Source organism: Streptomyces sp. NPDC048182 (assembly GCF_043202555.1).
In the GTDB taxonomy this organism is placed as follows: Bacteria; Actinomycetota; Actinomycetes; order Streptomycetales; family Streptomycetaceae; genus Streptomyces.
The window spans coordinates 17,535-44,061 of record NZ_JBIDAQ010000012.1 but is presented as its reverse complement, the minus strand read 5'-3'; the positions used below and the strand labels follow the sequence as shown (position 1 = coordinate 44,061).

27 protein-coding genes are annotated in these 26,527 nt (G+C 71.9%); 14 read left to right on the top strand and 13 right to left on the bottom strand.

What is annotated here, in order from left to right; genetic code table 11:
• The first annotated feature begins 110 nt into the window (after positions 1-110).
• Complete coding sequence (locus ACGFZL_RS22625; RefSeq protein ID WP_393694176.1) at positions 111-1,343, top strand: MFS transporter; 1,233 nt, start codon at positions 111-113, stop codon at positions 1,341-1,343.
• A 212-nt stretch (positions 1,344-1,555) separates the two neighbouring features.
• Here the strand turns inward: ACGFZL_RS22625 and ACGFZL_RS22620 are convergent, their stop codons facing one another.
• Positions 1,556-2,068 (bottom strand): PepSY domain-containing protein, encoded by a 513-nt coding sequence (locus tag ACGFZL_RS22620; protein WP_393694174.1) that lies wholly within the window; start codon positions 2,066-2,068, stop codon positions 1,556-1,558.
• A 116-nt stretch (positions 2,069-2,184) separates the two neighbouring features.
• Between ACGFZL_RS22620 and ACGFZL_RS22615 the strand changes: the two genes are divergently transcribed.
• Together ACGFZL_RS22615 and ACGFZL_RS22610 are read left to right on the top strand one after the other, a co-directional pair.
• A complete protein-coding gene (locus ACGFZL_RS22615; RefSeq protein WP_393694172.1) occupies positions 2,185-2,859 on the top strand; it encodes a response regulator transcription factor in 675 nt (224 codons plus the stop codon).
• Positions 2,856-4,268: a sensor histidine kinase gene (locus ACGFZL_RS22610; protein WP_393694170.1), complete on the top strand. Its 1,413-nt coding sequence runs from the start codon at positions 2,856-2,858 to the stop codon at positions 4,266-4,268. The genes ACGFZL_RS22615 and ACGFZL_RS22610 overlap by 4 nt, the downstream gene beginning before the upstream one ends.
• Before the next feature lie 7 nt (positions 4,269-4,275).
• Here the strand turns inward: ACGFZL_RS22610 and ACGFZL_RS22605 are convergent, their stop codons facing one another.
• From ACGFZL_RS22605 to ACGFZL_RS22590, 4 genes are all read right to left on the bottom strand, one after another.
• Positions 4,276-4,752 (bottom strand): MarR family transcriptional regulator, encoded by a 477-nt coding sequence (locus tag ACGFZL_RS22605; RefSeq protein WP_355169894.1) that lies wholly within the window; start codon positions 4,750-4,752, stop codon positions 4,276-4,278.
• Positions 4,753-4,853: 101 nt separating this feature from the next.
• Positions 4,854-5,630, bottom strand: a complete 777-nt coding sequence (locus ACGFZL_RS22600) for an AIM24 family protein (protein WP_393694168.1) — start codon at positions 5,628-5,630, stop codon at positions 4,854-4,856.
• The gene (locus ACGFZL_RS22595; protein ID WP_355169898.1) at positions 5,627-6,277 is read right to left on the bottom strand and encodes an AIM24 family protein; all 651 of its coding nucleotides are present in this window, start codon (positions 6,275-6,277) and stop codon (positions 5,627-5,629) included. The genes ACGFZL_RS22600 and ACGFZL_RS22595 overlap by 4 nt, the downstream gene beginning before the upstream one ends.
• A 1-nt stretch (position 6,278) precedes the next feature.
• A complete protein-coding gene (locus tag ACGFZL_RS22590) occupies positions 6,279-6,911 on the bottom strand; it encodes an AIM24 family protein (RefSeq protein ID WP_355169994.1) in 633 nt (210 codons plus the stop codon).
• Between the two features lie 150 nt (positions 6,912-7,061).
• Here ACGFZL_RS22590 and ACGFZL_RS22585 point away from each other — a divergent pair, with 150 nt between their 5' ends.
• The 5 genes from ACGFZL_RS22585 to ACGFZL_RS22565 all read left to right on the top strand — a co-directional run bounded on the left by ACGFZL_RS22585 (position 7,062) and on the right by ACGFZL_RS22565 (position 10,649).
• Complete coding sequence (locus ACGFZL_RS22585) at positions 7,062-7,406, top strand: DUF3817 domain-containing protein (protein WP_393694166.1); 345 nt, start codon at positions 7,062-7,064, stop codon at positions 7,404-7,406.
• Positions 7,403-7,699 (top strand): MTH1187 family thiamine-binding protein, encoded by a 297-nt coding sequence (locus ACGFZL_RS22580; RefSeq protein WP_355169902.1) that lies wholly within the window; start codon positions 7,403-7,405, stop codon positions 7,697-7,699. Before ACGFZL_RS22585 ends, ACGFZL_RS22580 begins: the two co-directional genes overlap by 4 nt.
• Positions 7,700-7,968: 269 nt before the next feature.
• The gene (locus ACGFZL_RS22575) at positions 7,969-8,478 is read left to right on the top strand and encodes a MarR family winged helix-turn-helix transcriptional regulator (protein WP_393694164.1); all 510 of its coding nucleotides are present in this window, start codon (positions 7,969-7,971) and stop codon (positions 8,476-8,478) included.
• A 56-nt stretch (positions 8,479-8,534) separates the two neighbouring features.
• Positions 8,535-8,873, top strand: coding sequence for a DUF3817 domain-containing protein (locus tag ACGFZL_RS22570; protein WP_393694162.1), 339 nt, complete (start codon positions 8,535-8,537; stop codon positions 8,871-8,873).
• A 75-nt stretch (positions 8,874-8,948) separates the two neighbouring features.
• Entirely contained in the window at positions 8,949-10,649 is a 1,701-nt protein-coding gene (locus ACGFZL_RS22565; RefSeq protein WP_393694160.1) for a methylmalonyl-CoA mutase, read from the top strand.
• A 44-nt stretch (positions 10,650-10,693) separates the two neighbouring features.
• Here ACGFZL_RS22565 and ACGFZL_RS22560 read toward each other — a convergent pair whose 3' ends face one another.
• The gene (locus ACGFZL_RS22560; protein ID WP_393694158.1) at positions 10,694-11,314 is read right to left on the bottom strand and encodes a TetR/AcrR family transcriptional regulator; all 621 of its coding nucleotides are present in this window, start codon (positions 11,312-11,314) and stop codon (positions 10,694-10,696) included.
• Between the two features lie 234 nt (positions 11,315-11,548).
• Between ACGFZL_RS22560 and ACGFZL_RS22555 the strand changes: the two genes are divergently transcribed.
• From ACGFZL_RS22555 to ACGFZL_RS22540, 4 genes are all read left to right on the top strand, one after another.
• Positions 11,549-12,526 (top strand): tetratricopeptide repeat protein, encoded by a 978-nt coding sequence (locus ACGFZL_RS22555; RefSeq protein ID WP_393694156.1) that lies wholly within the window; start codon positions 11,549-11,551, stop codon positions 12,524-12,526.
• A 583-nt stretch (positions 12,527-13,109) separates the two neighbouring features.
• Complete coding sequence (locus tag ACGFZL_RS22550; protein ID WP_393694154.1) at positions 13,110-13,742, top strand: DUF6230 family protein; 633 nt, start codon at positions 13,110-13,112, stop codon at positions 13,740-13,742.
• Between the two features lie 117 nt (positions 13,743-13,859).
• A complete protein-coding gene (locus tag ACGFZL_RS22545; protein WP_393694152.1) occupies positions 13,860-14,432 on the top strand; it encodes a DUF6114 domain-containing protein in 573 nt (190 codons plus the stop codon).
• Positions 14,422-15,882, top strand: a complete 1,461-nt coding sequence (locus ACGFZL_RS22540) for a hypothetical protein (protein WP_393694150.1) — start codon at positions 14,422-14,424, stop codon at positions 15,880-15,882. Before ACGFZL_RS22545 ends, ACGFZL_RS22540 begins: the two co-directional genes overlap by 11 nt.
• Positions 15,883-15,960: 78 nt before the next feature.
• On the opposite strand, the gene pyk is transcribed toward ACGFZL_RS22540, so the two are convergent.
• The 3 genes from pyk to pta all read right to left on the bottom strand — a co-directional run bounded on the left by pyk (position 15,961) and on the right by pta (position 20,820).
• Positions 15,961-17,391, bottom strand: a complete 1,431-nt coding sequence (pyk, locus tag ACGFZL_RS22535; protein ID WP_355169924.1) for a pyruvate kinase — start codon at positions 17,389-17,391, stop codon at positions 15,961-15,963.
• Positions 17,392-17,488: 97 nt separating this feature from the next.
• A complete protein-coding gene (locus ACGFZL_RS22530; RefSeq protein ID WP_393694148.1) occupies positions 17,489-18,694 on the bottom strand; it encodes an acetate kinase in 1,206 nt (401 codons plus the stop codon).
• Entirely contained in the window at positions 18,691-20,820 is a 2,130-nt protein-coding gene (pta, locus tag ACGFZL_RS22525) for a phosphate acetyltransferase (RefSeq protein ID WP_393694146.1), read from the bottom strand. The genes ACGFZL_RS22530 and pta overlap by 4 nt, the downstream gene beginning before the upstream one ends.
• A 168-nt stretch (positions 20,821-20,988) precedes the next feature.
• Between pta and ACGFZL_RS22520 the strand changes: the two genes are divergently transcribed.
• Entirely contained in the window at positions 20,989-22,017 is a 1,029-nt protein-coding gene (locus tag ACGFZL_RS22520; RefSeq protein WP_355169930.1) for an ATP-dependent 6-phosphofructokinase, read from the top strand.
• A gap of 57 nt (positions 22,018-22,074) precedes the next feature.
• Here ACGFZL_RS22520 and ACGFZL_RS22515 read toward each other — a convergent pair whose 3' ends face one another.
• From ACGFZL_RS22515 to ACGFZL_RS22505, 3 genes are all read right to left on the bottom strand, one after another.
• A complete protein-coding gene (locus ACGFZL_RS22515; RefSeq protein ID WP_393694144.1) occupies positions 22,075-22,779 on the bottom strand; it encodes a helix-turn-helix domain-containing protein in 705 nt (234 codons plus the stop codon).
• A gap of 134 nt (positions 22,780-22,913) precedes the next feature.
• On the bottom strand, positions 22,914-23,579 hold the full coding sequence (locus ACGFZL_RS22510) for a hypothetical protein (protein WP_393694142.1): 666 nt from the start codon (positions 23,577-23,579) through the stop codon (positions 22,914-22,916).
• Positions 23,580-23,673: 94 nt separating this feature from the next.
• Entirely contained in the window at positions 23,674-24,369 is a 696-nt protein-coding gene (locus ACGFZL_RS22505) for a transferase (RefSeq protein ID WP_393694140.1), read from the bottom strand.
• Between the two features lie 86 nt (positions 24,370-24,455).
• Here ACGFZL_RS22505 and ACGFZL_RS22500 point away from each other — a divergent pair, with 86 nt between their 5' ends.
• The gene (locus tag ACGFZL_RS22500) at positions 24,456-25,331 is read left to right on the top strand and encodes a glycosyltransferase family 2 protein (RefSeq protein WP_393694138.1); all 876 of its coding nucleotides are present in this window, start codon (positions 24,456-24,458) and stop codon (positions 25,329-25,331) included.
• 1 nt (position 25,332) lies between these two features.
• Here the strand turns inward: ACGFZL_RS22500 and ACGFZL_RS22495 are convergent, their stop codons facing one another.
• Positions 25,333-26,436 (bottom strand): NAD-dependent epimerase/dehydratase family protein, encoded by a 1,104-nt coding sequence (locus tag ACGFZL_RS22495; protein WP_393694136.1) that lies wholly within the window; start codon positions 26,434-26,436, stop codon positions 25,333-25,335.
• Positions 26,437-26,527: the final 91 nt, after the last annotated feature.

The window sequence follows — 26,527 nt, the reverse complement described above, 5'->3', positions numbered from 1 at the left end:
ACCCCCGTGTTCCTCCTCCTGGCGTAGGGCCCGCCCCGCCCGCGACCGCCGCACCGGCCGTCGCGGAGTTCCGGCGTCCCCTGATTCCGCCTCTTCCGCGAGGAACTCCCATGTCCACACCCTCGCCGCGGCCTTCGTACGCCGCGGTCCTCCGTGTTCCGCACGCCCGCCGGACCTTCGCGTCCGCCCTGGTGGGCCGCCTGTCCTACGGCACGGTCTCGTTGTCCGTCCTGCTCTCCGTCAACCGCTCCACCGGCTCCTACGCCGTCGCGGGCACGGTCATGGCGCTGTTCGGCGCGACGAGCGTCTTCCTGTCGCCGGGCCGGGCCGCCCTGCTCGACCGGTACGGCCCGCGCCGGGCACTGATCCCCATGGCGCTGCTGTACGCCGCCCTGCTCTGCGCGCTGGCCGCGGTGTGCCGGTCCGGAGAGGTGTCGGTGCCCGTCCTCGCCGTGACCGCCGCGCTCGCGGGTGCGTGTACGCCGCCGCTGGGTCCGACGATGCGCGCGGTCTGGGCGGGGCTGCTGCCCGACCGGGCCCTGCTCCAGCGCGCGTACAGCCTGGACGGCGTCTGCGAGGAACTGCTCTTCGTCTCCGGCCCGCTGCTGGTGGGGGTGCTGATCCGGTTCGCGCCGCCGGAGGCGGGGGTCGTGCTCAGCGCCTTGCTGGTGACGGTCGGCGCGGTGGCCTTCGGCACGTCGCCGGCGGTGCGGGCGGGCTCTTCTCGGGCCGAGGCGGCCGTACGGGGCGGGCGTCCCGCGTTCCGCGCGCTGCGCCGGCCGGTCGCCGTCGCCGCTGCCGCCGGGCTCGCGGTGGGCGCGGTCGAGCTGCTCGTCGTCGCCTTCGCCGAGCGGCACGGGCTGGGGGACGGCGCCGTGGCCTGGACGCTCGCGGCGATGTCGGCGGGCAGTGCGGTGGGGGGTCTGGTGAGCGGCGCGGTCGCCTGGCGGCGGCCTGCGCGTGTCCGGTTGCGGTACCTCGCGGCGGGGCTGGGCCTCTCCGTTGCCGCCACCGGTCTCGCCCCTGCCGTCTTCGTCTCGGCCGTCGCCTGCGTGGGCCTCTTCGTGGCGCCGCTGCTGACCACGGCGTACCTGATCGTCGACGAGAGCGTGTCCGCGTCCCATCGCATCCGAGCCGGCGCCTGGGTCAACACGGCGGTGAACGCCGGGGGTTCGACCGGCGCCGCCGCGGCGGGCCTCCTGATGGCCCACGTCCCCCTCGCCCTGTGCTTCACGGCAGCGGGTGCACTAGCGGTGACGACGGCGCTGATGCCGACCCGGCGAGCGGCACCTCACAGCGCCGAGCCCGCACCGGACGCCTTGGTCGTGACCCCGTCCCGCTGACGAGGGCGCCGACGGGGGGCGTTGGCGCAACCCGGCGCGACGGGTTGCCTCCCCCAAGCTCTTCGAGCAGGGGGGACCCCCAGCGCCCACCCGTGCCGCCCCAGCGGCACGACTGCCCGCGGCTGGGGAGCGGGCGGGACTGCATGCCCCAGGGGCGCGGGGAACTGCGCGACCAGCCACAGTGGACCCGCACCCGGCAGACGGCCCGCGGCTCAGTCGTCGTCCGCCGTGAGCTTGCCGGACCTGGTGTCCACCAGCCACTCGTGCTCGGGTTCGCCCTTCGTGTGCGTCTCCGCCTCCCACGCCGCGTCGTCGAGGTCGACCGACGTCACCCGGCCCTTGGCGGAGGCCGCCTCCACCGCCTCCGTGGCGGTGAGCGTGGTGTGCTTCAACGCCGCTCGGATTTCGACCGCGTCGTCCTCGTCGTCGGCATACGACCCGCGCACCTTCCCCCCGACCGGGTCGACACGGACGCTGTGCCACGTGTCGTCGGGCGCGAGGACGTCCACCTCCCAGGCGGCGCCGCCCTCGTCGTCGTCCAGCTCGGCGGAGACGGCCGTACCCGGCGTGTCCTTCAGCGCGGCGGCGATGGCCTCGGAGGCCGTGACCTTCGCCGACGGGGCGGCGGCGTCGTCGTCGTCCCCCGAGGCCGCCAGGGCCGTCGCCGTGCCGCCCACCGCAAGGGCGGCGGCCGTGACGGCGGCGATCACGATGTTGCGCTTCATAGGGGTCCCTCCCAAAGGGGCTCGGTGTTCGATGCCCCCACCGTCCCGCACCGACGCTGAGCCCCCGCTGAAGCCACCTGAAGGGCTCTTCAGCGAGCCTTTGCGACCCTTTACCCATGCGCATCCTGATAGTGGAGGACGAGAAGCGGCTGGCCCTCTCCCTCGCCCGGGGCCTGACCGCCGAGGGCTACGCCGTGGACGTCGTCCACGACGGCCGGGAGGGGCTGCACCGGGCCACCGACGGCGCCTACGACCTCGTCGTCCTCGACATCATGCTGCCCGGCCTCAACGGCTACCGCGTCTGCGCCGCCCTCCGCGCCGCCGGCCACGACGTGCCGATCCTGATGCTCACCGCCAAGGACGGCGAGTACGACGAGGCGGAGGGCCTGGACACCGGCGCCGACGACTACCTCACCAAGCCGTTCTCCTACGTCGTCCTGGTCGCCCGGGTGAAGGCCCTGCTCCGCCGCCGCGCGCACCACGCCCCGCCCGTGCACGTCCTCGGCGACCTCAAGGTCGACACCGCCGCCCGCCGGGTGTTCCTCGACAAGGCCGGGGACGAGGAGGAAGTCGTCCTCACCGCCAAGGAGTTCGCCGTACTGGAACACCTCGTGGTGCGGGCAGGCCAGGTGGCCTCCAAGGCCGACATCCTGGAGCACGTCTGGGACTTCGCCTACGACGGCGACCCCAACATCGTCGAGGTCTACGTCAGCGCCCTGCGCCGCAAGCTGCGCCCCGGCCTCATCCGCACCGTACGCGGCGCCGGTTACCGCCTGGACGCCGAGCGGTGAGCCGGCACCTCGGCTCGGTCCGCGCCCGCGCCACCCTCGGCGCCGTCCTCGTGGTCGCCGTCGCCCTGCTCGCGGCCGGCGCGGCCGTCCTGCTCTCGCTGCGCGCCAACCTGCTGGGCGAGGCCGGCACCCAGGCGGAGCGCTCCGCCCGCGAGGTCGCCGCCGAACTCGCCGTCCGCACGCCCTACGACGGCCTCTCCCTCGACGTGGACGACCGCCCCGTCCAGGTCGTCGACGAGGACGGCCGGCTCGTCGCCGCCAGCGAGGACCTGGAGCGGATCAGCGGCGCCGGCACCCCGGACGTACGCCCGCGCCCGGCCCCGAGCGCCACCGATGACGACGACGGCGACGACGACCGCGACGCCGACGACCTGAAGCCGGGGGACATCGGCGACCGCACCACCGTCGGCGACGGCTCCGCCACCATCGACGGCGACACGGAGGACTACCGCTTCGCCGCCGTCCCCGTCGAGACCCCCGACAAGGGGCGGCTGACCGTCTACGCGGGCGCCCCGCTCTCCGCCGAGCACGGCGCCGTGGACACCGCGCTGACCGCGATGCTGGTCGGCTTCCCGCTGCTGCTCGCCGTGGTCGCCGCCGTCACCTGGCTGGTCACCCGGCGCGCGCTGCGCCCGGTGGAGGGCATCCGGCGCGAGATGGCGGCCATCACCGCCTCGGCCGACCTCGCCCGCCGCGTCCCGGTGCCCGGCGCCCACGACGAGGTCGCCCGCCTGGCGCGCACCACCAACGAGACGCTGGCCGCGCTGGAGACCTCCGTCGAGCGCCAGCGCCGGTTCGTCGCCGACGCCTCGCACGAGCTGCGCAGCCCGATCGCCTCACTGCGCACCCAGCTGGAGGTGGCTGCGGCCCACCCCGAGCTGCTCGACCTGCCCGGCGCGGTGGCGGACACCGTACGGCTCCAGCGGCTCGCCGCCGACCTGCTGCTGCTCGCCCGCCTGGACGCGGGGGAGCGACCCGCCGGCGCCCGCGTGGACCTGGCCGCCCTCGCCCGGGAGGAGGCCGCGGGGCGGGCCGGGGTGCGGGTGCGGGCCGAGGGGGCGGTGCCGGTCGCCGGGTCGCGGGGGCAGCTCGGGCGGGTGCTCGCCAACCTGCTGGACAACGCCGAGCGGCACGCCCGTACGGCGGTGGAGGTGACGGTGCGGCGGGAGGGCGGCACAGCGGTGGTCGGCGTCGCCGACGACGGGGAGGGGGTGCCGGCGGCCGACCGGGAGCGGATCTTCGAGCGCTTCGTGCGCCTGGACGCCGCCCGCAGTCGGGACGACGGCGGCGCGGGCCTCGGCCTGGCCATCGCCCGCGACGTGGCCGCCCGGCACGGCGGCACCCTCACGGTGGCCGACGCTCCGGCAGGCGGGGCCCTGTTCGAACTCCGCCTGCCGTCAGCGCCCTAAGGGATGCTCACGGGCGCCCGCGCTGCCCCCGCAGGTGCTCCGCGATGGGCTTGAGTGCCTTGTCGAGGTCGGTCAGGGACTCGGGGGCCAGCAGGTCGATGAAGTGCCGGCGCACGGACGCCACGTGGTGCGGCGCGACCTTGCGCATCGTCTCCCTGCCGTGCTCGGTCAGCACGGCGTAGAGCCCGCGGCGGTCGGACTCGCAGTTCTCCCGCCGGACCAGGTCCGCGTTCTCCATGCGGGTGATCTGGTGCGAGAGGCGGCTCTTGGACTGCAGGGTCGCGGAGGCGAGGTCGCTCATCCGCATCCGGTCGTCCTCGGACTCGGAGAGGTTCACCAGGATCTCGTAGTCGTTCATCGTCAGGCCGAACGGCTGGAGGTCCTTCTCGAGCTGGTACGTCAACAGCCTGTTGACCTCCAGGTGGGTGCGCCAGGCGCACTGCTCCGCATCGGTCAGCCAGCGGGTGGCCGTCTCGGTCTCCATGTATGAAGTCTACCTAAAAGGTTGAAAGGCGAACTAGTGAGGGGTCGGTGTGGCGCCCGCGGGTGCGCACGCGTTCGAGGTCACACTCCGCAGATTACCGTTCACAGCCCGAAGCGGCGCTGGAGGTCGCCGAGCTGTCCGGGAAGACCCGGTAGCCCCGAGCGACCTGGTGGGGTGCCCGTCGTGCCCCCACCCGGCACGCCCCCGGTCTGCGGGACCGCGCCCGTCGCCTGCTCCGCCATCAGTGCCTCGCTGGACTGCAGCAGCACCGTCCCGGCGCCCACGAACTCGAACTGGTGCTCCTCCCCGCTGGCCCCGCCCAGGCCCGTCATGGCCCGTAGGCCGCCCAGCAGACCGGTCATGTACTGGTGGTCGTAGTGGTGGCACGGCGAGGGGCAGTCCGCCCAGCCGACCAGGGCCTCCGGGTCGACCTGGATCGGGGGCTCCATGAACACCACCGGACCGTTCGACGCGGCCACGAACTTCCCGGTTCCGATCAGCGTCAGGAAGCCCGGCACGATCGACTGCTTCAGCGCGAGACTTGGCTGAAAAGCGAGAAGGTTGCCTGAGCGAATGGTCAGGTTGCCGTCTTCCAGATCGTACGAATTCACGTCGAAGGCCCGGTCGGCGAGGAGCATCTTGCCCGAGCCCTCGGCCACCACCCAGTCGCTCGCGTGCAGTGGCGAATGGAAGGACGTGCGCACCAGCCGGTCCAGCCGGCCGTGCCCGATCCCGTTGAACTCGATCGTCCCGTAGTAGGCGATCATCTTCCCCTTCTGCAGGAACCACTGGCTCCCCGTCAGCTCCACCGAGAAGGTGTACGCGTTCACGTTGTCGTCCACCGGCAGGGACGCCGGGTCGTGCTGGACCGTGCTCACAGCTTCTCCTCGGATGCCTGGACGAACACCGCGCCGTTGCCGCTCAGCTCCAGCTGGAACGCCTCGCCGGAGCCGCGGCCCACCATGTCCCGCCAGCCCAGCGCCGTGGACAGCTTGTTGCGCAGGTCGCCGTGGTGGGCGACGTACGCCTGCGGGTCGACGTGCACCGGGCGCTGCGGGGTGACCGGGATCTCGAAGACGCCGCCGTGCGCCATCACCGCGACCGCGCCGTGGCCCTTGAGGGTGGTGGTGAACAGGCCCTGCCCGGTGACCTGCCCGCGCACCATGCCCATCACCCCGCCCTGTGCGCCGAGGAAGAGGGTGCCCTGCTCCAGGGTGCCCTCGAAGGCGAGCAGGCGGTCGGCCTCGACGTGCAGGGTGTCGCCGGAGAGGTTGATCACCTGGACGTGGTGGCCGCCGTGCCCGAAGAGGACGGTGCCGCTGCCCTCGACGGTCATCAGCGGGGTGTCCTCGTTCGCCACCCGGCGGCCGATCATCGACATCACGCCGCCCTGGCCGCCGCGCACGTTCGGGGTGAAGGACACCTCGCCCTGGTAGGCGAGCATGGCGCCGCGCTGGCTGTAGAGGCGCTGCCCGGGGGCGACGGTCGCCTGCACCATCTTGGAGTTGATCTCACGGAAGGCCATCTCACACATCCCCCGCGATCGTGTTCCGCTCGCTCGGCTGGACGTAGACCAGCCCGTCGCCCTCGAAGCGGATCTGGAACGCCTCGCCGCCGCCCTCGCCGAGGAGGGTGCGGAAGGTCACACCGGACTGGAAGGACTGCCGCAGGTTGCCCTGGTGCGCGACGTAGGCGCCGGGGTCGACGGTCAGCGGATACTGCCCGCTCACCCGCAGCACCACCGCGGGACCGTCGGACATGATCGCCGCCTGCCCGTGCCCCTCGACGGTCGTCGTGAACAGGCCGTTGCCCTGGGAGGCGCCGCGCAGGCCGGTGAACTCGGTGCCGGTGCGCAGGCCGGCGTCGGCGGCGAGGAAGTTGCTGGACTCGACGTACAGCCGGTCCCCCTGGAGCCGCACGAGGTTGATCTCGGAGGCCCGGTCCGCGAACCAGCAGGTCCCCCGCCCCTTCACCTCCATCACGGTCATCTGCTCGCCGGTCAGGCGCCGGGTCACCATGCCGCGTATGCCCTCACCACCGCCGCTCAGCTTCTTGAACGCCATCTCGCCGTCGTACGCGACCATGGAGCCGTTCTTCGCCTTCACGGCGTCCCCGGTCATGTCGACGGCGAGCACCTTGCTGCCCTGGAGTCGGAACATCGCCACGAAGGTGACGGTAGCCCCCGGGGGGTGTCGGCGAACAGGGCCGCCGCACCCGGGCGCGGGGGCGGGCGGGTGGTTTGCCACAATGGGGTGGTCGCTTGTGCGCCGGTTCACAAGTGATCAAACCCCGCCCCTTGAAGGTGACCCGTGGACCTGAAGACCGCATCCGCCCTCCGCCGCCTCCGCCTGGTCTCGGCGCCGGAGGCGATCTCCTTCCTCCTGCTGCTCACGTGTTCCGTCCTCAAGCGGACGACGGAGTTCGACGCGGTGAAGCCGATGGGATACATCCACGGCTTCCTGTTCGTCCTCTACGTGCTCTTCTGGGCGGACGCGTGGAACCGCGCGAAGTGGCCGCTCGGCCGGGCGGCCCTGTACTTCGTCCTCTCCGTCCTCCCCACCGGCGGCTTCTTCGCCGAGCGCAAGCTCAAGGGGGAGGCCGAGAGCGCGGTCATCGCCTCCCGGGCCCGCCGCGAGGGGGTCGTGAACGCATGATCGTCGCCTTCTCCGTGACACCGCTGGGCGTCGGCGAGGACGTCGGGGAGTACGTCGCCGACGCGGTCCGGGTGGTCCGCGAGTCCGGCCTGCCGAACCGCACGGACGCGATGTTCACGTCCGTGGAGGGCGAGTGGGACGAGGTGATGGACGTGGTGAAGCGCGCCACCGCCGCCGTCGAGGCCCGGGCCGGGCGGGTCTCGCTGGTCCTCAAGGCGGACATCCGCCCCGGCGTCACCGACGGGCTCACCTCGAAGGTGGAGACGGTGGAGCGGCACCTCGCCGAGGGCTGACCCGCTCACACGGCGTGTACGTGCACGTCCTGGGCGTTCAGCACCGCCAGGTACGCGGCGATGTCCTCCTGGTCCCAGGGCGGTGCCGACGCGGCGCCGGTCCGTCGGGTCGAAGCCGGACGCGCAGGCGACGCACTCGGGCCGGCCCGCTCGGCGTGCTGCTGTATGACGCGTAATACGTCCGGCCAACCGCGGTCGACGGGGTCGTCGGCGACCAGAGTCCGAGACGGGGCTGACCGGCATGTGACCGGCCGGTAAGGTCTTCTCCCGTGCCGAAGCCCCTCAGTCTCTCCTTCGACCCCATCGCCCGCGCCGACGATCTCTGGAAGCAGCGCTGGGGCGGGGTGCCGTCGATGGCCGCGATCACCTCGATCATGCGGGCGCAGCAGATCCTGCTGGCCGAGGTCGACGCGGTGGTCAAGCCCTACGGGCTGACCTTCGCCCGCTACGAGGCCCTGGTCCTGCTCACCTTCTCCAAGGCGGGCGAGCTGCCGATGTCCAAGATCGGCGAACGCCTGATGGTGCACCCCACCTCGGTCACCAACACGGTCGACCGCCTGGTCCGCTCCGGCCTGGTCGCCAAGCGCCCCAACCCCAACGACGGCCGCGGCACCCTGGCCGCCATCACCGACCGCGGCCGCGAGGTCGTCGAGTCCGCGACCCGCGACCTGATGTCGATGGACTTCGGCCTCGGCGCGTACGACGCGGAGGAATGCGCCGAGATCTTCGCGATGCTGCGGCCCCTGCGGGTGTCGGCGGGGGACTTCGCGGAGGACTGAGGGTGGTACCGGGCCCCCCGCAAGATCGTGCGAATCGGGCGGTTACGCTCGTACGCATGAAGAAGAGCGTGCTGACCCGCTACCGCGTCATGGCGTACGTCACCGGCGTGCTGCTGATCCTGCTGTGCCTGAGCATGATCGCCAAGTACCTGCTGAAGATGGACGGCGCCGACGACCTCACCCGCGTCGTCAGCATCGCGCACGGCTGGCTCTACGTCATCTACCTGATCTTCGCCTTCGATCTGGGCGCCAAGGCGAAGTGGCCGGTCAAGAAACAGCTCTGGGTGCTGCTGGCCGGCACGGTGCCCACGGCCGCCTTCTTCGTGGAGCGCCGCATCAGCAGGGAACTGGAGCCGCGCGTCGCCGACGGCTCGCCCGCCGTCGCCAAGGTCTAGCGAAACCGCCGTACGAACGCTCGTACGGCGGTACGCCATCGACATTTACTTGGACGTCCTAGTAAATTGGTGCCCATGGACGCTGACGCCATTGAGGAAGGCCGCCGACGGTGGCAGGCCCGGTTCGACGGGGCGCGGAAGCGCGACGCCGATTTCACGACGCTGTCCGGGGATGCCGTGGAGCCCGTGTACGGGCCGCGGGACGGGGACGTCTACGCGGGGTTCGAGCGGATCGGGTGGCCGGGGGAGTACCCGTTCACCCGCGGGCTGCATCCGACCGGGTACCGGGGGCGGACGTGGACCATCCGGCAGTTCGCCGGGTTCGGGAACGCCGAGCAGACCAACGAGCGGTACAAGATGATCCTCGCGAACGGGGGCGGCGGGCTGTCGGTCGCGTTCGACATGCCGACGCTCATGGGGCGGGACTCCGACGATCCCCGGTCGCTCGGCGAGGTCGGGCACTGCGGGGTGGCCATCGACTCCGCCGCCGACATGGAGGTGCTGTTCGGGGGCATCCCGCTCGGGGACGTCACCACCTCGATGACGATCAGCGGGCCCGCCGTGCCGGTGTTCTGCATGTACCTGGTGGCCGCCGAGCGGCAGGGTGTCGACCCCGGCGTGCTCAACGGCACGCTCCAGACCGACATCTTCAAGGAGTACATCGCGCAGAAGGAGTGGCTCTTCCAGCCCGAGCCGCACCTCCGCCTCATCGGCGACCTCATGGAGTACTGCGCCGCCGGCATCCCCGCCTACAAGCCGCTCTCCGTCTCCGGCTACCACATCCGCGAGGCCGGGGCCACGGCCGCGCAGGAGCTGGCGTACACCCTGGCCGACGGCTTCGGGTACGTGGAGCTGGGCCTCAGCCGCGGCCTCGACGTGGACGCCTTCGCCTCGGGGCTCTCCTTCTTCTTCGACGCGCATGTCGACTTCTTCGAGGAGATCGCCAAGTTCCGGGCCGCGCGGCGGATCTGGGCGCGGTGGATGCGGGACGTGTACGGGGCGCGGAGCGACAAGGCGCAGTGGCTGCGCTTCCACACCCAGACCGCCGGGGTGTCGCTCACCGCGCAGCAGCCGTACAACAACGTCGTCCGCACCGCCGTCGAGGCACTCGCCGCCGTCCTCGGCGGGACCAACTCCCTGCACACCAACGCCCTCGACGAGACCCTCGCCCTGCCCAGCGAGCAGGCCGCCGAGATCGCGCTCAGGACCCAGCAGGTGCTGATGGAGGAGACCGGCGTCGCCAACGTCGCCGACCCGTTGGGCGGTTCCTGGTACATCGAGCAGCTCACCGACCGCATCGAGGCCGACGCCGAGGCGATCTTCGAGAAGATCAAGGAGCGGGGCCTGCGGGCCCACCCCGACGGGCGGCACCCCATCGGGCCCGTCACCTCCGGCATCCTGCGCGGCATCGAGGACGGCTGGTTCACCGGCGAGATCGCCGAGTCCGCCTTCCGCTACCAGCAGTCCCTGGAGAAGGGCGACAAGCGCGTCGTCGGCGTCAACGTCCACACCGGCTCCGTCACCGGCGACCTGGAGATCCTCCGGGTCAGCCACGAGGTGGAGCGCGAGCAGGTGCGCGCCCTCGCCGAGCGCCGCGCCGCCCGCGACGACGCCGCCGTCCGCACCGCCCTGGACGGCATGCTCGCCGCCGCCCGCTCCGGCGCCAACATGATCGAGCCGATGCTGGACGCGGTGCGCGCCGAGGCCACTCTCGGCGAGATCTGCGGCGTCCTGCGCGAGGAGTGGGGGGTCTACACCGAGCCCGCCGGGTTCTGACCGCCCCGGACACCGGCCGGGCGGCGGCTCAGGGCTCAGGACCTTCAGGACCCCGCCGCCGCCAGGCCCAGCAGCAGCACCCGCGTGAGCCCCCGCACCCACTCCCCGTCGGCCGGCTCCGCGCTCACCAGCGTCCGGTGCACCACCGCGCCCGCCACCACGTCGAAGATGAGGTCCGCCGTGCGGGCGGCCTCGGCCGGGTCGGCCTCGGGCGGCAGTTCGCCGCGCTGCTGCGCCCGCGCCCGCCCCTGGAGGACCAGCCGCTTCTGCCGGTCCACGATCGAGGCCCGGATCCGCTCGCGCAGCGCGTCGTCCCGGACGGACTCCGCGACCACCGCCATCAGCCCGCTCTTGGCCTCGGGGCGCGCGAGGATCGCCGCGAACTGGAGCACCACACCCTCGATGTCGGCGGCGAGCGACCCCCGGTCGGGCAGCTCCAGCTCGTCGAAGAGCTCCGCCACCGCGTCCACGACCAGCTCGTTCTTGCCCGCCCAGCGGCGGTACAGCGTCGTCTTGGCGACCCCGGCCCGCGTCGCCACGTCCCCCAGCGTCAGCTTCGACCAGCCCAGCTCCACCAGCGCCTCCCGGGTCGCGGCCAGGATCGCGGTGTCCGCGGTGGCGCTGCGCGGACGGCCGGCCCGGCCGGCGGGGGTGCTGCTCTGCATTCCCCGACCCTATCGCCGGGTCTGCCGGCGGCCGTGAGGGAGATCACCGGAAAGGGCTCGCCCGACGCCCCGTCATGCCATTACGCTACGACTCGTAGCGAAAGCGCGGGCCGCGGTCCGCGCCGAGCGACGACCACAGGGCGCGGGTGGGGACCCGGCGCCGTACATGACCCTTCAGAGCGGGCTTTCACCCCGCTTTTCACGCACGCGCCGGGGACGGGGGAGGATAGACCCATGCAGCCACGGAACATGTCCATGAGCGGGGTCGTCGACCTCGCCGCGGTGAAGTCGGCCCAGGAGGCCAAGGCGAAGGCGGAGCAGGCGCGCGCCGACGCCGCACGGCACGGCGGGGCGGGGGCGATCTCCCCGGCCGACCTCGTCATCGACGTCGACGAGGCCGGCTTCGAGAACGACGTCCTGCAGCGGTCCACCGAGGTCCCGGTCGTCATCGACTTCTGGGCCGAGTGGTGCGAGCCCTGCAAGCAGCTGAGCCCCGTGCTCGAGCGGCTCGCCGTCGAGTACGGCGGCCGCTTCCTGCTCGCCAAGATCGATGTCGACGCCAACCAGATGCTGATGCAGCAGTTCGGCGTCCAGGGCATCCCGGCCGTCTTCGCGGTCGTGGCCGGCCAGGCGCTGCCGCTCTTCCAGGGCGCCGCGAGCGAGACCCAGATCCGCCAGACCCTGGACCAGCTGGTGCAGGTCGCCGAGGAGCGCTTCGGTCTGACCGGCCTCGCCGTCGACCCGGAGGCCGAGCCGGGCGCCGCCCGCGCCGCTGCCCCCGAGCGCCCCGCCGGGCCGCACGACGCGGCCCTGGAGGCCGCCGTGGTCGCGCTGGACTCCGGCGACCTGGGCGGCGCCGTGCAGGCGTACAAGAACGTGCTGGCCGACGACCCGGGCAACCCCGAGGCCAAGCTGGGCCTGGCGCAGGCCGAGTTGCTCCAGCGCGTGCAGGACGCCGACCCGCAGAAGGTGCGCCAGGAGGCCGCCGAGAAGCCCGGCGACGCCGCCGCGCAGATCGCCGCCGCCGACCTGGATCTGGTGGGCGGCCATGTGGAGGACGCCTTCGGGCGCCTCGTCGACGCCGTGCGCCGCACCGCGGGGGAGGACCGGGACGCCGTACGGCTGCGGCTCCTGGAGCTGTTCGAGGTCGTCGGCTCCGACGACCCCCGGGTCGCCACCGCGCGCCGGGCCCTGGCGCGGGCCCTGTACTGACGGACGGTCGGGACCGCAGCGGTCGCGCTTTGCCAAAACTTGGCAATCGCGGCCGCTGTTACTCCCAGTAAGACAGGGTCGTCGGTCTGCCGCGCTCTGTCCGCACATCAACCATTTTGCTCCTCCCCTTTGACGCACCCAGCGTCGCGGTTCGCGGCCGGTACGTCGCATTCCGGTTATCCGGCCGTTACTAGCCAGTAACGAACCCCCTTGTGTCGGCGGCGTAAATGGACCACGATCGGCCACGCTCGGTCCATTTCCCGCACCCCGCAAGCCAGTCGGGTCACGGGCATCCTGGGTCCCCACCGGGCAGAGTCGGCAGCAGTGGTGCCGGCTCTCGGACAGGGGGGTCTTCGCCCACCGGCGAAGCCTGTCCAGCAGGGTTGTGCGTGATGCGTGTCAGGCGCGACCAGTGGTTGTCGCTCGGGGGTGATCGCCGGTGATTCGGGCGCGTGGTTGGCGCCGCCGAGCGCGGGCGCTCTCCTTCCCGAGGACGTAGCACTTCTCCCATCCCTGCCAGGCCGAGCCGCCGCTCAGGAGGCGGACCTGGAACAGGAGATGTACGTCCGAGAAGGAGGAACATATGGAGTCCCAGGTGCGTGGCGGGACCAGATGGAAGCGGTTCGCTGTGGTCATGGTGCCCAGCGTGGCCGCCACGGCTGCGATAGGCGTCGCGCTGGCGCAGGGCGCGCTCGCCGCGTCGTTCAGCGTGTCCGGGCAGTCGTTCAAGGTGACGGCGGACAAGCTCGAGGGCAAGGGCTTCGCCCAGTACGGGGCGATCGACTCCGGCTACACGCTCGACGGCAAGAAGACGGCTCACCCCGTCGCCGTGTCGTCGTTCAAGTCGGCTGACATCACGAAGATGTGCCAGTCGGTGGTCACCCCGAACATCCCGCTCATCGGCTCGGTCAGCCTCGTGCTGAGGGCCGGTGGCAACGGGACGCCGGTGCACGCCGACAACCTGTACATCGACGTCGAGGACCTCGAGGCCGATGCCACGTTCCGCGGCATCGACATCGGCGTGGCCGCGAAGGACGCCGCCAAGGGTCCGAAGATCAAGCAGGGCGAGACCGTGAATCCCTACGGTTTCGCGCAGCAGGCCAACTCGGCCACGCTGACCGGTGTGAAGCAGACGGCGTGGGCGACCACGGCGGGCACCTTCAAGCTCAGCGGGCTGAAGATGTCGCTGTCCACGGGTGTCAAGGAGTGCTACTAAGCACTCGCTGACGGGCGGGGGAGCCGACGGCGCCCCCGCCCGTCCACTCTCCGGCCGCGCCCTCGTACGCGGCCCACATCTCCACCCCAGCAAAGCCGTACCAGGGAGCTGTTTTCCATGAGCGCCGAGACTCCTGCCGCACCCGGTCCCGCCGCACCCGGCCAGTTCACCGTCCGGAGGCAGCAGTTCCGCACCTGGCGAGGCTCGCGGCCGTTCTGGGCCGGCCTGTTCATCGCCCTCGGCGGCATCCCGATCGCCTACTTCCCCTACGCGAACCTCCAGATCGGCCACCTGACCCTGGCGATGTCCACCACCGCCGGCGCCGGGTCCCTGATCATCGGCGTGCTCCTCGTCGTGCTGGGCATCAGCCTGTGGTTCCAGAAGCACGTCCGGGTCTTCGCGGGTGTGGCGGCGATCCTGCTGGCGCTGGTGTCCATCCCGGTCTCCAACCTCGGCGGCTTCCTCATCGGCTTCCTGTTCGCCCTGGTCGGCGGCGCGATGGCCGTCTCCTGGGTGCCGGGCACGCGGCAGCGGGCCGCCGAGCCGCCGGCGGGTGACAAGAGCCTGGGACACACCCCCGAGGGAACGCTGCCGCACGTGCCGCAGCAGGGCCCGGGAGCGGACCAGCCGAACGATCTGTCAGGAACGAGCCCGGCCAACGGGGCGAACGGGAGGCACAGTGCCGGCTGACGAGGTGACCCGCGGGACTGACGTGGAAGCGTCCCGCGTGAGAACCGGGCCGCGCCACGCGGCAGCCAAGAAGCCGTTGTTCACCCGGTTCCACGTGCCGGCCGGCAAGGCGATAGCCCTGGCGGCGATGCCGACGGCGGTCCTCATGGGGATGGGGTTCACGCCGACGCTGGCCCTCGCCGACGGGGGCGACGGCCCGGCGCCGAAGGCCAGCAGCCTGACGGTCGACGAGTACAAGGCGTGCGTCGAGGCGCTGAAGGGCGACGACGCGTCCGAGTCGCCGAAGCCGTCCGACTCGGAGCCGTCCGACTCGAAGCCGTCCGCCTCGGAGTCGGCGTCCGGCAAGGGCGACGCCGAGGCGGACCAGGACGACAAGAAGCCCGAGACGGGTACGGACGCTTCGCCGGATTCAGGTTCCGACGACGCGGCCCAGCCCGCTCCCGAGCCCACCGCGTCCTCGGACACGCCGGACAAGGCGCCCGACACCAAGACGCCCGAGAACAAGGCCCCGCAGAGCAAGGAGGACGACTCCGCTCCGGCTCCCTCCCCGTCCGCCTCCACGTCGGACGAGAAGGACGAGGACGGCGGCCTCCTCGGTGACATCGGCAGGGGCATAGGCGACGCCGTCGGCGGCATCCTCGGCGGCGGCAAGAAGACCGAGAGCCCGAGCCCCACGCCCTCCGCGAGCGCCACCGGGGACGACACGGCGAAGGACACGCCGGAGAAGTCCACCGGCACGGCGAAGGACACGGCGGACACGGCGAAGGACACCGCCCCCGCCGCGAAGCCCGAACCGAAGAGCACCGCCTCCGCGGACACCCTCCAGAAGGCCAAGGAGGCCCTGGAGAAGGCGGACAAGGCGGCGAAGGAGGAGAAGGCGGCGAAGGAGGCGCAGGACAAGGCGGCCGAGGCGACCCCGTCGGCCACCCCCGGTGCCACCCCCGACCCCTCCGAGAGCCCCGCCGCCGATCCCGAGGACTGCCCGGTCGCCACCGAGGCCGAGGGCGGCGTGGACAACAAGATCCCGCTGCCGGACGACCCTTGGTACCTCAACGCCAGCTCGCTGACGCTGAAGGGCGCCGACTACAAGGGCGTCGTCGAGGTGCGCACGGCCAACGGCACCGTCAAGAAGGTGCTGAAGTACGTCATATCCAACGGCACCGACATCGGCGACCTGCACCAGACGGTGAACGACAAGCAGTCCGGCAAGACCTACCACGTGCAGGCGGCCAAGGGCTCCAAGTCGACCATCACCGACGGCGACACGGTGATGTACACCGAGTCCATCTCCGGGAACCTGCTCGGGCTGATCCCGATCACCTTCGACCCGGACAACCCGCCGCCCCTGAACATCCCGCTGATCTACTTCACCAAGGTCAAGGTCGTCCAGGCCGGCCAGTTCGGCGGCACCCTGCACATACCCGGGCTGCACCAGTACACGACGGACTGACACCGCGCGGCACACCGCGTACGGCGGCGAGGGCGCCCCCTGCCGCAGGGGGCGCCCTCGCCGCCGTTCACCGGTCCGTCAGTTGTGGCGGGTCTCGCCCAGGTGGAGCACGCGGACCATGTTGGTGGTGCCGGAGACCCCGGGCGGGGAGCCGGCCGTGATCACGACGATCTCGCCGTCGCTGAACCGGCCGAGGCGCACCATCTCCTGGTCCACCAGGTCCACCATCTCGTCGGTGGTGTTGACGAACGGCACCACGTGCGGCTCGACGCCCCAGCTGAGCGCCAGCTGGTTGCGGACCGACTCGTCGGTGGTGAAGGCCAGGATCGGCTGCGCGGCGCGGTAGCGGGAGAGGCGGCGCGCGGTGTCGCCGGACTGGGTGAAGGCCACCAGGCCCTTGCCGCCGAGGAAGTCGGCGATCTCGGCGGCGGCGCGGGCCACCGAACCGCCCTGCGTGCGCGGCTTCTTGCCCGGCACCAGCGGCTGCAGGCCCTTGGAGAGCAGCTCGCCCTCGGCCGCCTGGACAATCTTCGACATCGTCTTGACGGTCTCGATCGGGTACGCGCCCACACTGGACTCGGCGGAGAGCATGACCGCGTCGGCGCCGTCCAGGATCGCGTTGGCCACGTCGGACGCCTCGGCGCGGGTCGGGCGCGAGTTGGTGATCATCGACTCCATCATCTGGGTCGCCACGATCACCGGCTTGGCGTTGCGCCGGCACAGCTCGATGAGGCGCTTCTGCACCATGGGGACCTTCTCGAGCGGGTACTCGACGGCCAGGTCGCCACGGGCGACCATCACACCGTCGAACGCCAGCACGACGTCCTCCATGTTCTCGACCGCCTGCGGCTTCTCCACCTTGGCGACGACGGGGACGCGGCGCCCCTCCTCGTCCATCACGCGGTGCACGTCGGCGACGTCCTTGGCGTCCCGGACGAAGGAGAGCGCGACCAGGTCGGCGCCCATCCGCAGGGCGAAGCGCAGGTCCTCGATGTCCTTCTCGCTCAGCGCGGGCACGTTGACCGCCGCGCCGGGCAGGTTGATGCCCTTGTGGTCGGAGATGACGCCGCCCTCGATGACGATCGTCCGCACCCGCGGGCCCTCGATCGCGACGACCCGCAGCTCGACGTTGCCGTCGTTGATGAGGACCTGGTCGCCCTTGGAGACGTCACCGGGCAGGCCCTTGTAGGTCGTGCCGCAGATCGTCCGGTCGCCCGGCACGTCCTCGGTGGTGATGGTGAACTCGTCGCCCCGGACCAGCTCGACGGGGCCCTCGGCGAAGGTCTCCAGGCGGATCTTCGGGCCCTGGAGGTCGGCGAGGACGCCGATGGCGCGGCCGGTCTCCTTGGCGGCGGCCCGGACCCGGTCGTACCGGCCCTGGTGCTCGGCGTGGGTGCCGTGGCTGAAGTTGAAGCGGGCCACGTTCATGCCGGCCTCGATCAGCGCGACGAGCTGCTCGTGGGAGTCGACCGCGGGGCCGAGAGTACAGACGATTTTCGAACGGCGCATGGGGGCGATCCTATCCGTTTGTTTCGCTGCGGAATATTCCGTCTGGCGGAAAGTACAAATGGGCGCCTCGGTGCTCACAAGTGAATTGCGGAGGCCGTCAGGCGGTCACCAATGCGTAGGTCTGGGTGGCGATCTCCAATTCCTCGTCGGTCGGTACCACGGCCACCGCCACGCGCGCCTCCGCGGGCGAGATCAGCCGCGCCCCGCCGCCGCGCACGGCGTTCAGCCCGCTGTCCACCGCGAGGCCGAGCCCCTCCAGGCCCGCCACGGCGGCCTCCCGCACCGGCGCCGCGTTCTCGCCGACGCCCGCGGTGAAGGCCACCGCGTCCACCGTCCCGAGTACCGCGTAATAGGCGCCGATGTACTTCTTCAGCCGGTGAATGTAGATGTCGAAGGCGAGCGCCGCCGCTTCGTCGCCCCCGTCCACCCGGCGGCGGATCTCCCGCATGTCGTTGTCCCCGCAGAGTCCGAGGAGACCGCTCCCCTTGTTGAGGAGAGTGTCGATCTCGTCCATGGACATTTCGCCGACCCGGGCCAAATGGAAGATGACGGCCGGGTCCAGATCACCGGAACGCGTCCCCATCACCAGCCCCTCCAGCGGGGTCAGCCCCATGGAGGTGTCCACGCACACCCCGCCGCGCACGGCCGAGGCGGACGCCCCGTTGCCCAGGTGCAGCACGATCACGTCGACCTCGGACGGGTCCTTGCCGAGCAACCGCGCGGTCTCCCGGGAGACGTAGGCGTGCGAGGTGCCGTGGAAGCCGTAGCGGCGGATGCGGTGGCGGTCGGCGACCTCCGGGTCGATGGCGTAGCGCGCCGCCGACTCCGGCATCGTGGTGTGGAAGGCGGTGTCGAAGACGGCGACCTGGGGCAGGTCCGGGCGCAGCGCGCGGGCGGTGCGCAGGCCGGCCAGGCCCGCCGGGTTGTGCAGCGGGGCGAGGGGGATCAGCCGCTCGATCTCGGCGAGCACGTCGTCGTCGACGACCGTCGGCTCGGTGAACCTGAGGCCGCCGTGCACGACGCGGTGCCCGATCGCCGCCAGTTCCGGGGAGTCCAGGCCGAGTCCGTCCTCGGCCAGCTCGGCCGCCACCGCCTTCAGCGCGGCCTCGTGGTCGGGCACGGGCGCGGTCCGCTCCCGGCTCTCCCCGTCGGCCGGGGTGTGCTTCAGCCGGGAGGTCTGCTCGCCGATCCGTTCGACCAGGCCCACCGCGAGGCGGCTGCTGTCCCGCATGTCGATCAGCTGGTACTTCACCGACGACGAGCCGGAGTTGAGGACGAGGACGCGGGTGGGGCCGGTGCTCACTGGGCGGACGCCTTCTCGGTCGGGGACTGCGGGTCACGGGGGGACTGCCGGCCGTCGGGAGCCTGCTGGGCCTGGATCGCCGTGATGGCGACGGTGTTGACGATGTCCTGGACGAGCGCGCCCCGGGACAGGTCGTTGACCGGCTTGCGCAGGCCCTGCAGGACCGGGCCGACGGCGATGGCGCCGGCCGAGCGCTGCACGGCCTTGTAGGTGTTGTTGCCGGTGTTCAGGTCGGGGAAGATCAGCACGCTGGCCTGCCCGGCGACCGCCGATCCTGGCAGCTTGGTCGCGGCCACCGACGGCTCCACGGCGGCGTCGTACTGGATCGGCCCCTCCACCCGCAGGTCGGGCCGGCGGCTGCGGACGATCTCCGTCGCCTCGCGCACCTTGTCCACGTCGGCGCCCGAGCCGGAGGTGCCGGTGGAGTACGACAGCATCGCGATGCGAGGGTCCACGCCGAACCGCGCCGCCGTCGCCGCCGACTGGGTGGCGATGTCGGCGAGCTGCTCGGCGCCCGGGTCGGGGTTGACCGCGCAGTCGCCGTAGACGAGGACCTTGTCGGCCAGGCACATGAAGAAGACCGAGGAGACGATGGCGGCGTCCGGCTTGGTCTTGATGATCTCGAAGGCCGGGCGGATGGTGGCCGCGGTGGAGTGCACGGAGCCGGAGACCATGCCGTCGGCCAGGCCCTCCTGCACCATCAGCGTGCCGAAGTAGTTGACGTCGGCGACCACGTCGTGGGCCAGCTCCACCGTGACGCCCTTGTGGGCCCGCAGGGCCGCGTACTTTTCCGCGAAGCCCTGGCGCAGGTCCGAGGTGGCCGGGTCGATCAGCTGGGCGGCGCCGAGGTCGATGCCCAGGTCGGCGGCCTTCTTGCGGATCTGCTCCTCGGGCCCGAGCAGCGTCAGCTCGCACACGCCCCGGCGCAGCAGCACCTCCGCCGCGTGCAGGACGCGCTCCTCGGTGCCCTCCGGCAGGACGACCCGGCGCAGGTCGGAGCGGGCCTGTTCGAGCAGGGAGTGCTCGAACATCATCGGCGTGACGCGGTCGCCGCTGGGCGCGGAGACGCGGCGGCTCAGCTCGGCGGTGTCGACGTGGCGCTCGAAGAGGCCGAGGGCGGTCTCCGCCTTGCGCGGGGTGGTCGCGTTGAGCTTGCCCTCCAGGGAGAACAGCCGCTCGGCGGTGGGGAAGCTGTTGCCCCGCACCGAGAGCACCGGCGTGCCCGGGGCGAGGCGGGCGGCCAGCGTGAGGATCGCGTCGCCCGGCACCTCGTCCAGGGTGAGGAGTATGCCGGCGATGGGCGGGGTGCCGGCGCTGTGCGCGGCGAGCGAGCCGACCACCAGGTCCGCGCGGTCGCCCGGGGTGACGACCAGGCAGCCGGGGGTCAGGGCGCCGAGCAGGTTGGGCAGCATGGCCCCGCCGAAGACGAAGTCCAGGGCGTCGCGGGCCAGGCCCGAGTCGTCGCCGAGCAGCACCCGGGCGTCCAGGGCGTGCGCGATCTGCGCGACGGTCGGCGCGGCCAGGGCGGGCTCGTCGGGGACCACCCAGCACGGCACGGGGAGCCGGTCGGCGAGGCGGGCGGCGATCTCGTCGCGGTCCTCGCGGGCGACGCGGTTGGTGACCATGGCGAGCACGTCGCAGCCGAGGCCGTCGTAGGCGCGGAAGGCGTTGCGGGTCTCGGCGAGCACCGACTCGGCGCTCTGCCCGCGCCCGCCCACCACCGGGACGACCGAGGCGCCGAACTCGTTGGCGAGCCGCGCGTTCAGCGACAGCTCGTCGGGGAGCTGGGTGTCGGCGTAGTCGGTGCCGAGGACGAGGACCACGTCGTAGTCCCGGGCGACCAGGTGGAAGCGGTCGACCAGCGCGGACACCAGCTCGTCCGTCCCCTGCTCGGCCTGGAGCACGGACGCCTCCCGGTAGTCCAGGCCGTAGACGGTGGCCGGGTCCTGGGAGAGGCGGTAGCGGGCGCGCAGCAGCTCGAAGAGCCGGTCGGGGCCGTCGTGGACGAGGGGCCGGAGGACACCGACCCGGTCGACCTGACGGGTCAGGAGCTCCATGACCCCCAGCTCCACGACCTGGCGGCCGTCGCCGCGGTCGATGCCGGTCACGTAGACGCTGCGGGTCACGCGTGCTCTCCGTTTCGTGTGCGGGACGGTGTGGGCGTAGGACGCTCTTGACAATACCTCTGGCGGGGGATAGGGCGCCTGCCAGTGGGTGCGGCGCACACCCCCGGGGGACGTGAAAGAATCGGACGCGGCTCACCGGTCTCAACAGCGAGCAGGAGACACAGCACGATGCGTATCGGAGTTCTCACCGCAGGCGGCGACTGCCCCGGCCTGAACGCAGTGATCCGGTCGGTCGTGCACCGAGCGGTCGACAACTACGGCGACGAGGTCATCGGCTTCGAGGACGGCTACGCCGGCCTGCTCGACGGCCGCTACCGCAACCTCGACCTGAACGCGGTCAGCGGCATCCTGGCCCGCGGCGGCACCATCCTCGGCTCCTCCCGCCTGGAGCGCGACCGGCTCCGCGAGGCGTGCGAGAACGCCTCGGACATGATCCAGAGCTTCGGCATCGACGCGCTGATCCCGATCGGCGGCGAGGGCACCCTGACCGCCGCCCGGATGCTCTCCGACGCCGGTCTGCCGGTCGTCGGCGTCCCCAAGACCATCGACAACGACATCTCCTCCACCGACCGCACCTTCGGCTTCGACACGGCCGTCGGCGTCGCCACGGAGGCGATGGACCGCCTCAAGACCACCGCCGAGTCCCACCAGCGGGTGATGGTCGTCGAGGTCATGGGCCGGCACGCCGGCTGGATCGCCCTGGAGTCCGGCATGGCGGCCGGCGCCCACGGCATCTGCCTGCCCGAGCGGCCCTTCGACCCCGCCGACCTGGTCAAGATGGTCGAGGAGCGGTTCGCCCGCGGCAAGAAGTTCGCCGTGGTCTGCGTCGCCGAGGGCGCCCACCCCGCCGAGGGCACGATGGACTACGGCAAGGGCGCGATCGACAAGTACGGCCACGAGCGCTTCCTCGGCATCGGCACCGCGCTCGCCTACGAGCTGGAGCGCCGCCTCGGCAAGGAGGCCAAGCCGGTCATCCTCGGCCACGTCCAGCGCGGCGGCGTCCCCACCGCCTACGACCGCGTCCTCGCCACCCGCTTCGGCTGGCACGCGGTGGAGGCCGCGCACCAGGGCGAGTTCGGCCGGATGACCGCGCTGCGCGGCACGGACGTGGTGATGGTCCCGCTGGCGGAGGCGGTCACGGAACTGAAGACGGTCCCGAAGGACCGGATGGACGAGGCGGAGTCGGTGTTCTGCTGAGGCTTGCCGCGGGCCCGGTTCTAGGGCTGCTTTCTCGGGCTGCTTCTCGGGCTGCTGCTAGGGCTGCTTCTCCACGGCGGCCCAGAAGTGGTCCACGATCCGGTCGAGGAAGTCCCGGCCCTGGGCGTGGGAGTCGCCGCTGCCGCCGCCCCAGCTGAGGGTGGCGGCCATGTGGCCCTGGTAGTCCTGGTGCAGCTGCTGGAGCACGTTCTCCAGCACCCGCCGGTCCAGCGGCGCGACCTTCGCGACCGGCCGCACGTATCCCTGCCACCGGGTGCTGACCGCGCTGCTCAGCAGCTCGGCGAGCTGCTCCTCGCGGCCCGTGACGGCGACGAAGTCCGGCAGCGCGAGGCCCAGGACGTCGGCCAGCAGCGCCGACTGGCGGTCGGTCCCGCGCCAGGCGTCGGTGTCCTCCATCTTCAGGTACGCCCGCAGCTCCACCCCGACGGTCCGCGCGACGTCCTCCGGAGCCAGCCCCCGCGCGATCCGGTGCTCGCGCAGCGTCTCCGGCCGCCCGATCAGCTCACCCGGCGAACACCACAACACCCCGGCCAGCGCCGTCAGTTCCGGATTCCCGGGCGAGGCGATCCCGCGCTCCCAGGCGATGATCAGATCGGGCGTGACATAGGGCAGCCCGTACGACACCCGCATGCCGTGGGCGACATGCTCGGGCCCCATGCCGAGCCCGGCACGAAGCCGCCGCGCGGCAAGGGCGTTGAACGGGGGTCCCGGCTGCTCCGGGCGAGATGAGGGTCGGCGCACGGGCCACACCGTAGGGGTGCACGGGGCCGGTGACTACGGGCCGTTCGGACAGGTTCACGGATTGTAGGAACATACGGGAGTCGATTCGGACGATCTTCCCGAACCGCGCGCCGTTCTCGGGAAGGCTTGTGGCGTCAGCAGCTGGCCAGCGGCACCGCCGAGGTGCTCTCGGCGCCGGCGGGCGGGTCGAGGAGACGGGTGAACTGGTAGCACTGAGCCGTGGGTGCCTGGGCCACCGCGTCCCGGACGAGCACCGTGACGCGCACCGCGTGCTCGTCGCGGACGGCCTGCCGCACGTCGTAGCGGTGCTGTCGGCCGGTGGGATCCAACGCGCGGGCCACCTGGGCGCGCGTCAGCCGCTCGGTCGGCGTGTTCCTGAGGGAGACGAGGGCCAGATCCACCCGGTCGCGGATGACGCGGCTCGCCTCGCAGGCTTCGCGGGTGCCTCCGGCCGGCCGCGTCGTCCAAGTGGTCCCCGACCGGCGGGCGGTGAGGGTGAAGCACCGGTCCACCTCGATGGGGCCGCCGCTGAGCACGACCCCCTTCTCCGTGTACGTCGCCGACCAGGAGCCGGTGGCGGTGAGCGTGCCGCGCGCGGCGTCGGATTCCTGCCGGGCCCGCAGCACTACGGACGCCTCGGCGCTCTCCTTCGCCTCACGGTTGAGGTGCCCGTTGTGCCAGACCGTGTACCAGAACCAGACGAGCAGACAGGCTGGGAGGAGCAGTAGGACGAGGCACCCTGTGGTGGCGCCGCGGAGGAGTGGCCCCGGCGGTGCGGGACTGTTCGCGGTGAGGGTCATCAGCCGAACATTTTGGCATGGCGCCCGCCCGGTCGGATTGTCCTCTTCAAGGGCACGTTGAGGTTGGGCGCATCGCGCATCGCCCACGAGTTGCTCACCGTTCTGGACGACGGCGTCCCCGGACGTGGGCGTCGGCGGTGTGTGGTGCCGACACGACGCTGTGGGCGGGGACGGTGCGCGCGGCGAGGGTGACGCCGCTCGTGATCCGGCAGTCGCGGCCGACGGCGAGGCCCGGGCCGAGGCTGATGCCGTTGCCGGTCTGGACGCGGTCACCGATGAGGGCGCCGAACCGGGGCGTGCCGCAGCGGTAGAGGCCGTCGGGGGTTCGCAGGACGATCTCGCGTTCGGGGTCGCTCATGCGCGGGCTCCACATGCTGATCGCCGCGACGGTCAGGTTGGCGGACAGGTGTGCGTCAGCGCCCACGACGGTGCTGTTGATCCCGATGCGGTGGCCGAGCACGGTTCGTTCGCCGAGGAAGGAGCGCGTCACCTCGCAGTTGAAGCCGACCGAGACGTCGGCGCACAGCACCGAGCCGGCGCGAACGGTGGAGAACTCCCACACCCGTACGCGAGGTCCGACGATCACGTCGTCGCCGATGATCGCGGTCGGATGGATCTGTGCGGTCGGGTCGATCCGGCAGGGGATACGGGAGAGGGCGCGGCGGTGCCAGTCCTCCCAGTGCATGAGGAAGTCGACCAGGTCCGCATGGCCCATGACCTCGTAGGGCGTGCCTTCGAGCGGGGTGCCGCCGGGGGTGCTGAGGTAGTCGCCGAGCCGGATGAAGGGCATGGGTGGCCTTCCGTCGTGTGGTCGTCGGACGTCCCTGCGGGCCGTTAGCATCGCGGCACCGGACCGGAGGAACGGGGAATTCATCTGTGCGTCATCCGCGCGTAGGCGTCGCCATCCTGACCATGGGCACGCGACCCGCCGAACTGGCAGATCTGCTGGCGTCGATCGCCGGGCAGGACACACCTGCGGCACGGGTGGTGGTCGTCGGCAACGGCTCGCCGCTGCCGCCGCTGCCGGAGTGGGCCACCGGTGTCGAACTCCCGGAGAATCTGGGCGTCGCCGGTGGTCGTAACGTCGCCTTGGCCCGGCTCCGGGAGTTCGGGGACGTCGATGTGGTGGTGGACCTGGACGATGACGGCCTGCTGATCAGCCCGGACGTCTTCACCCGGCTCACGGAGATGTACGCGGCGGACCGACGGCTGGGTGTCGTCGGCTTTCGCATCGCCGACGAACGAGGCCGCACCCAGCGCCGTCACGTCCCCCGGTTGCGGGCGGCCGACCCGATGCGGGGCGGTCCGGTGACGACCTTCCTGGGCGGCGGACACGGGCTCTCCGTGCGGATGCTCGACCAGATCGGCGGCTGGCCCGAGCCGTTCTTCTACGCGCACGAGGAGACGGACCTGGCGTGGCGGGCGCTGGACGCGGGCTGGAAGGTCCATTACGAGCCCGAGTTGGTCCTCCGCCACCCGTGGACGTCGCCCACCCGGCACGCCGTGTTCCACCGCATGGTCGCCCGCAACCGGGTCTGGCTCGCCAAGCGCCACCTGCCCGCCCTGTTGGTCCCGCTCTACCTCGCCACCTGGACCGCCATGACCATCGTTCGCACGCGGTCGGCCGCAGGGCTGCGCGCCTGGTTCGGCGGATTCGCCGAGGGCGTACGGGTCCCGTGCCCACCGCGTCGCCCGATGCGGTGGGCCACCGTGTGGCGGATGACCCGCCTGGGGCGGCCACCCGTCATCTGAATCAGCTGGTCGGCCCCTCGGACGCGGCCCGCAGCCATCGCGGAACGGCCTCAGGTGTCTCGCTCAGCCAGCGTGCGTAACGGGCCACTCCTTCACGCAAGGCGATCTGCGGACGCCAGCCGAGCACCGCTTCCATGCGATGGATGGACGCATAGCCGCCGAGCGGATCGCCGGTGGGCAAGGGTGACTGCGCGAAGCGGGTGCCCGGGTACTGGTCGGCGATCAGGTCGGCCACCATCCTGATGGTGGTGGGGACGCCGGTGCCGACGTTGATCGTCTCGTCGTGCGCCCGCGGCGCGACCAGCGCTCGCACCGTGGCTGTGGCGACGTCGTCGACGTGCACCAGGTCGCGGACCTGGTGGCCACCGCCATTGAGGTGGAGCGGGAGCCCGAGCGCGGCACGGCTGGCGAACCAGGCGACCACCCACGAGTGGCTGTCCTCCTTGACGACCTGAGGCTCTCCGTAGACGGAGAAGTACCGGACGATCGCGTACGAGGTGCCCGCCGCGCCCAGTGCCAGAGCGGTCTGCCTCTCGCCCCACGCCTTGCTGTTGGCGTAGGCGGACATCGGCCGCAGGGGCGCGTGTTCGTGGAACTGCGGAGGCACCCGGCCGTGTACGGCTTCCAGCAGCTTTCGCACCGTCCGGTGCTCCTCGTCAGGGCGCGTCCAGTCGTCGGGGTCACCGTTGCCGTAGACGCTGGCCGAGGAGACGAAGACCAGCCGGCGGATCCGCCCGCACGAAGCGACCGCGTCCAGCAGCACCTGCGTGCCGCTGATGTTGGTGTGGATCGCCGCCATTGGCCTGCGGGTGCAGGCGGCTACGTCCGCGAGGGCGGCGGCGTGGATCACGTAGTCGCACTCGGCCACCGTCCTCCCCACCAGGGCCGGGTTCTGGATGTTGCCGACGATGACGTTCGGGTCGGTGGGGTCCACGCCGAACAGATCCCGGTAGGTGCGCCGGGGGTAGGCGTCCAGCGTGCACAGCGAGACCGGACGGGCCCCCACACGCCTGAGGCAGGCGGCGATACGGCTGCCGATGAGGCCGGCCCCGCCCGTGACCAGGACGGTCCGGCCGGCCAGCTGCGCCGACAGGTCGTCGGCCACGGCAGCTCCCTGTCGGGCTGCGGTGTGCGACATCAGCGGCCCTCCTGCCGGGCCTTCTCCCGCTGGGCGATGAGCTGCTCGAACTGGATCG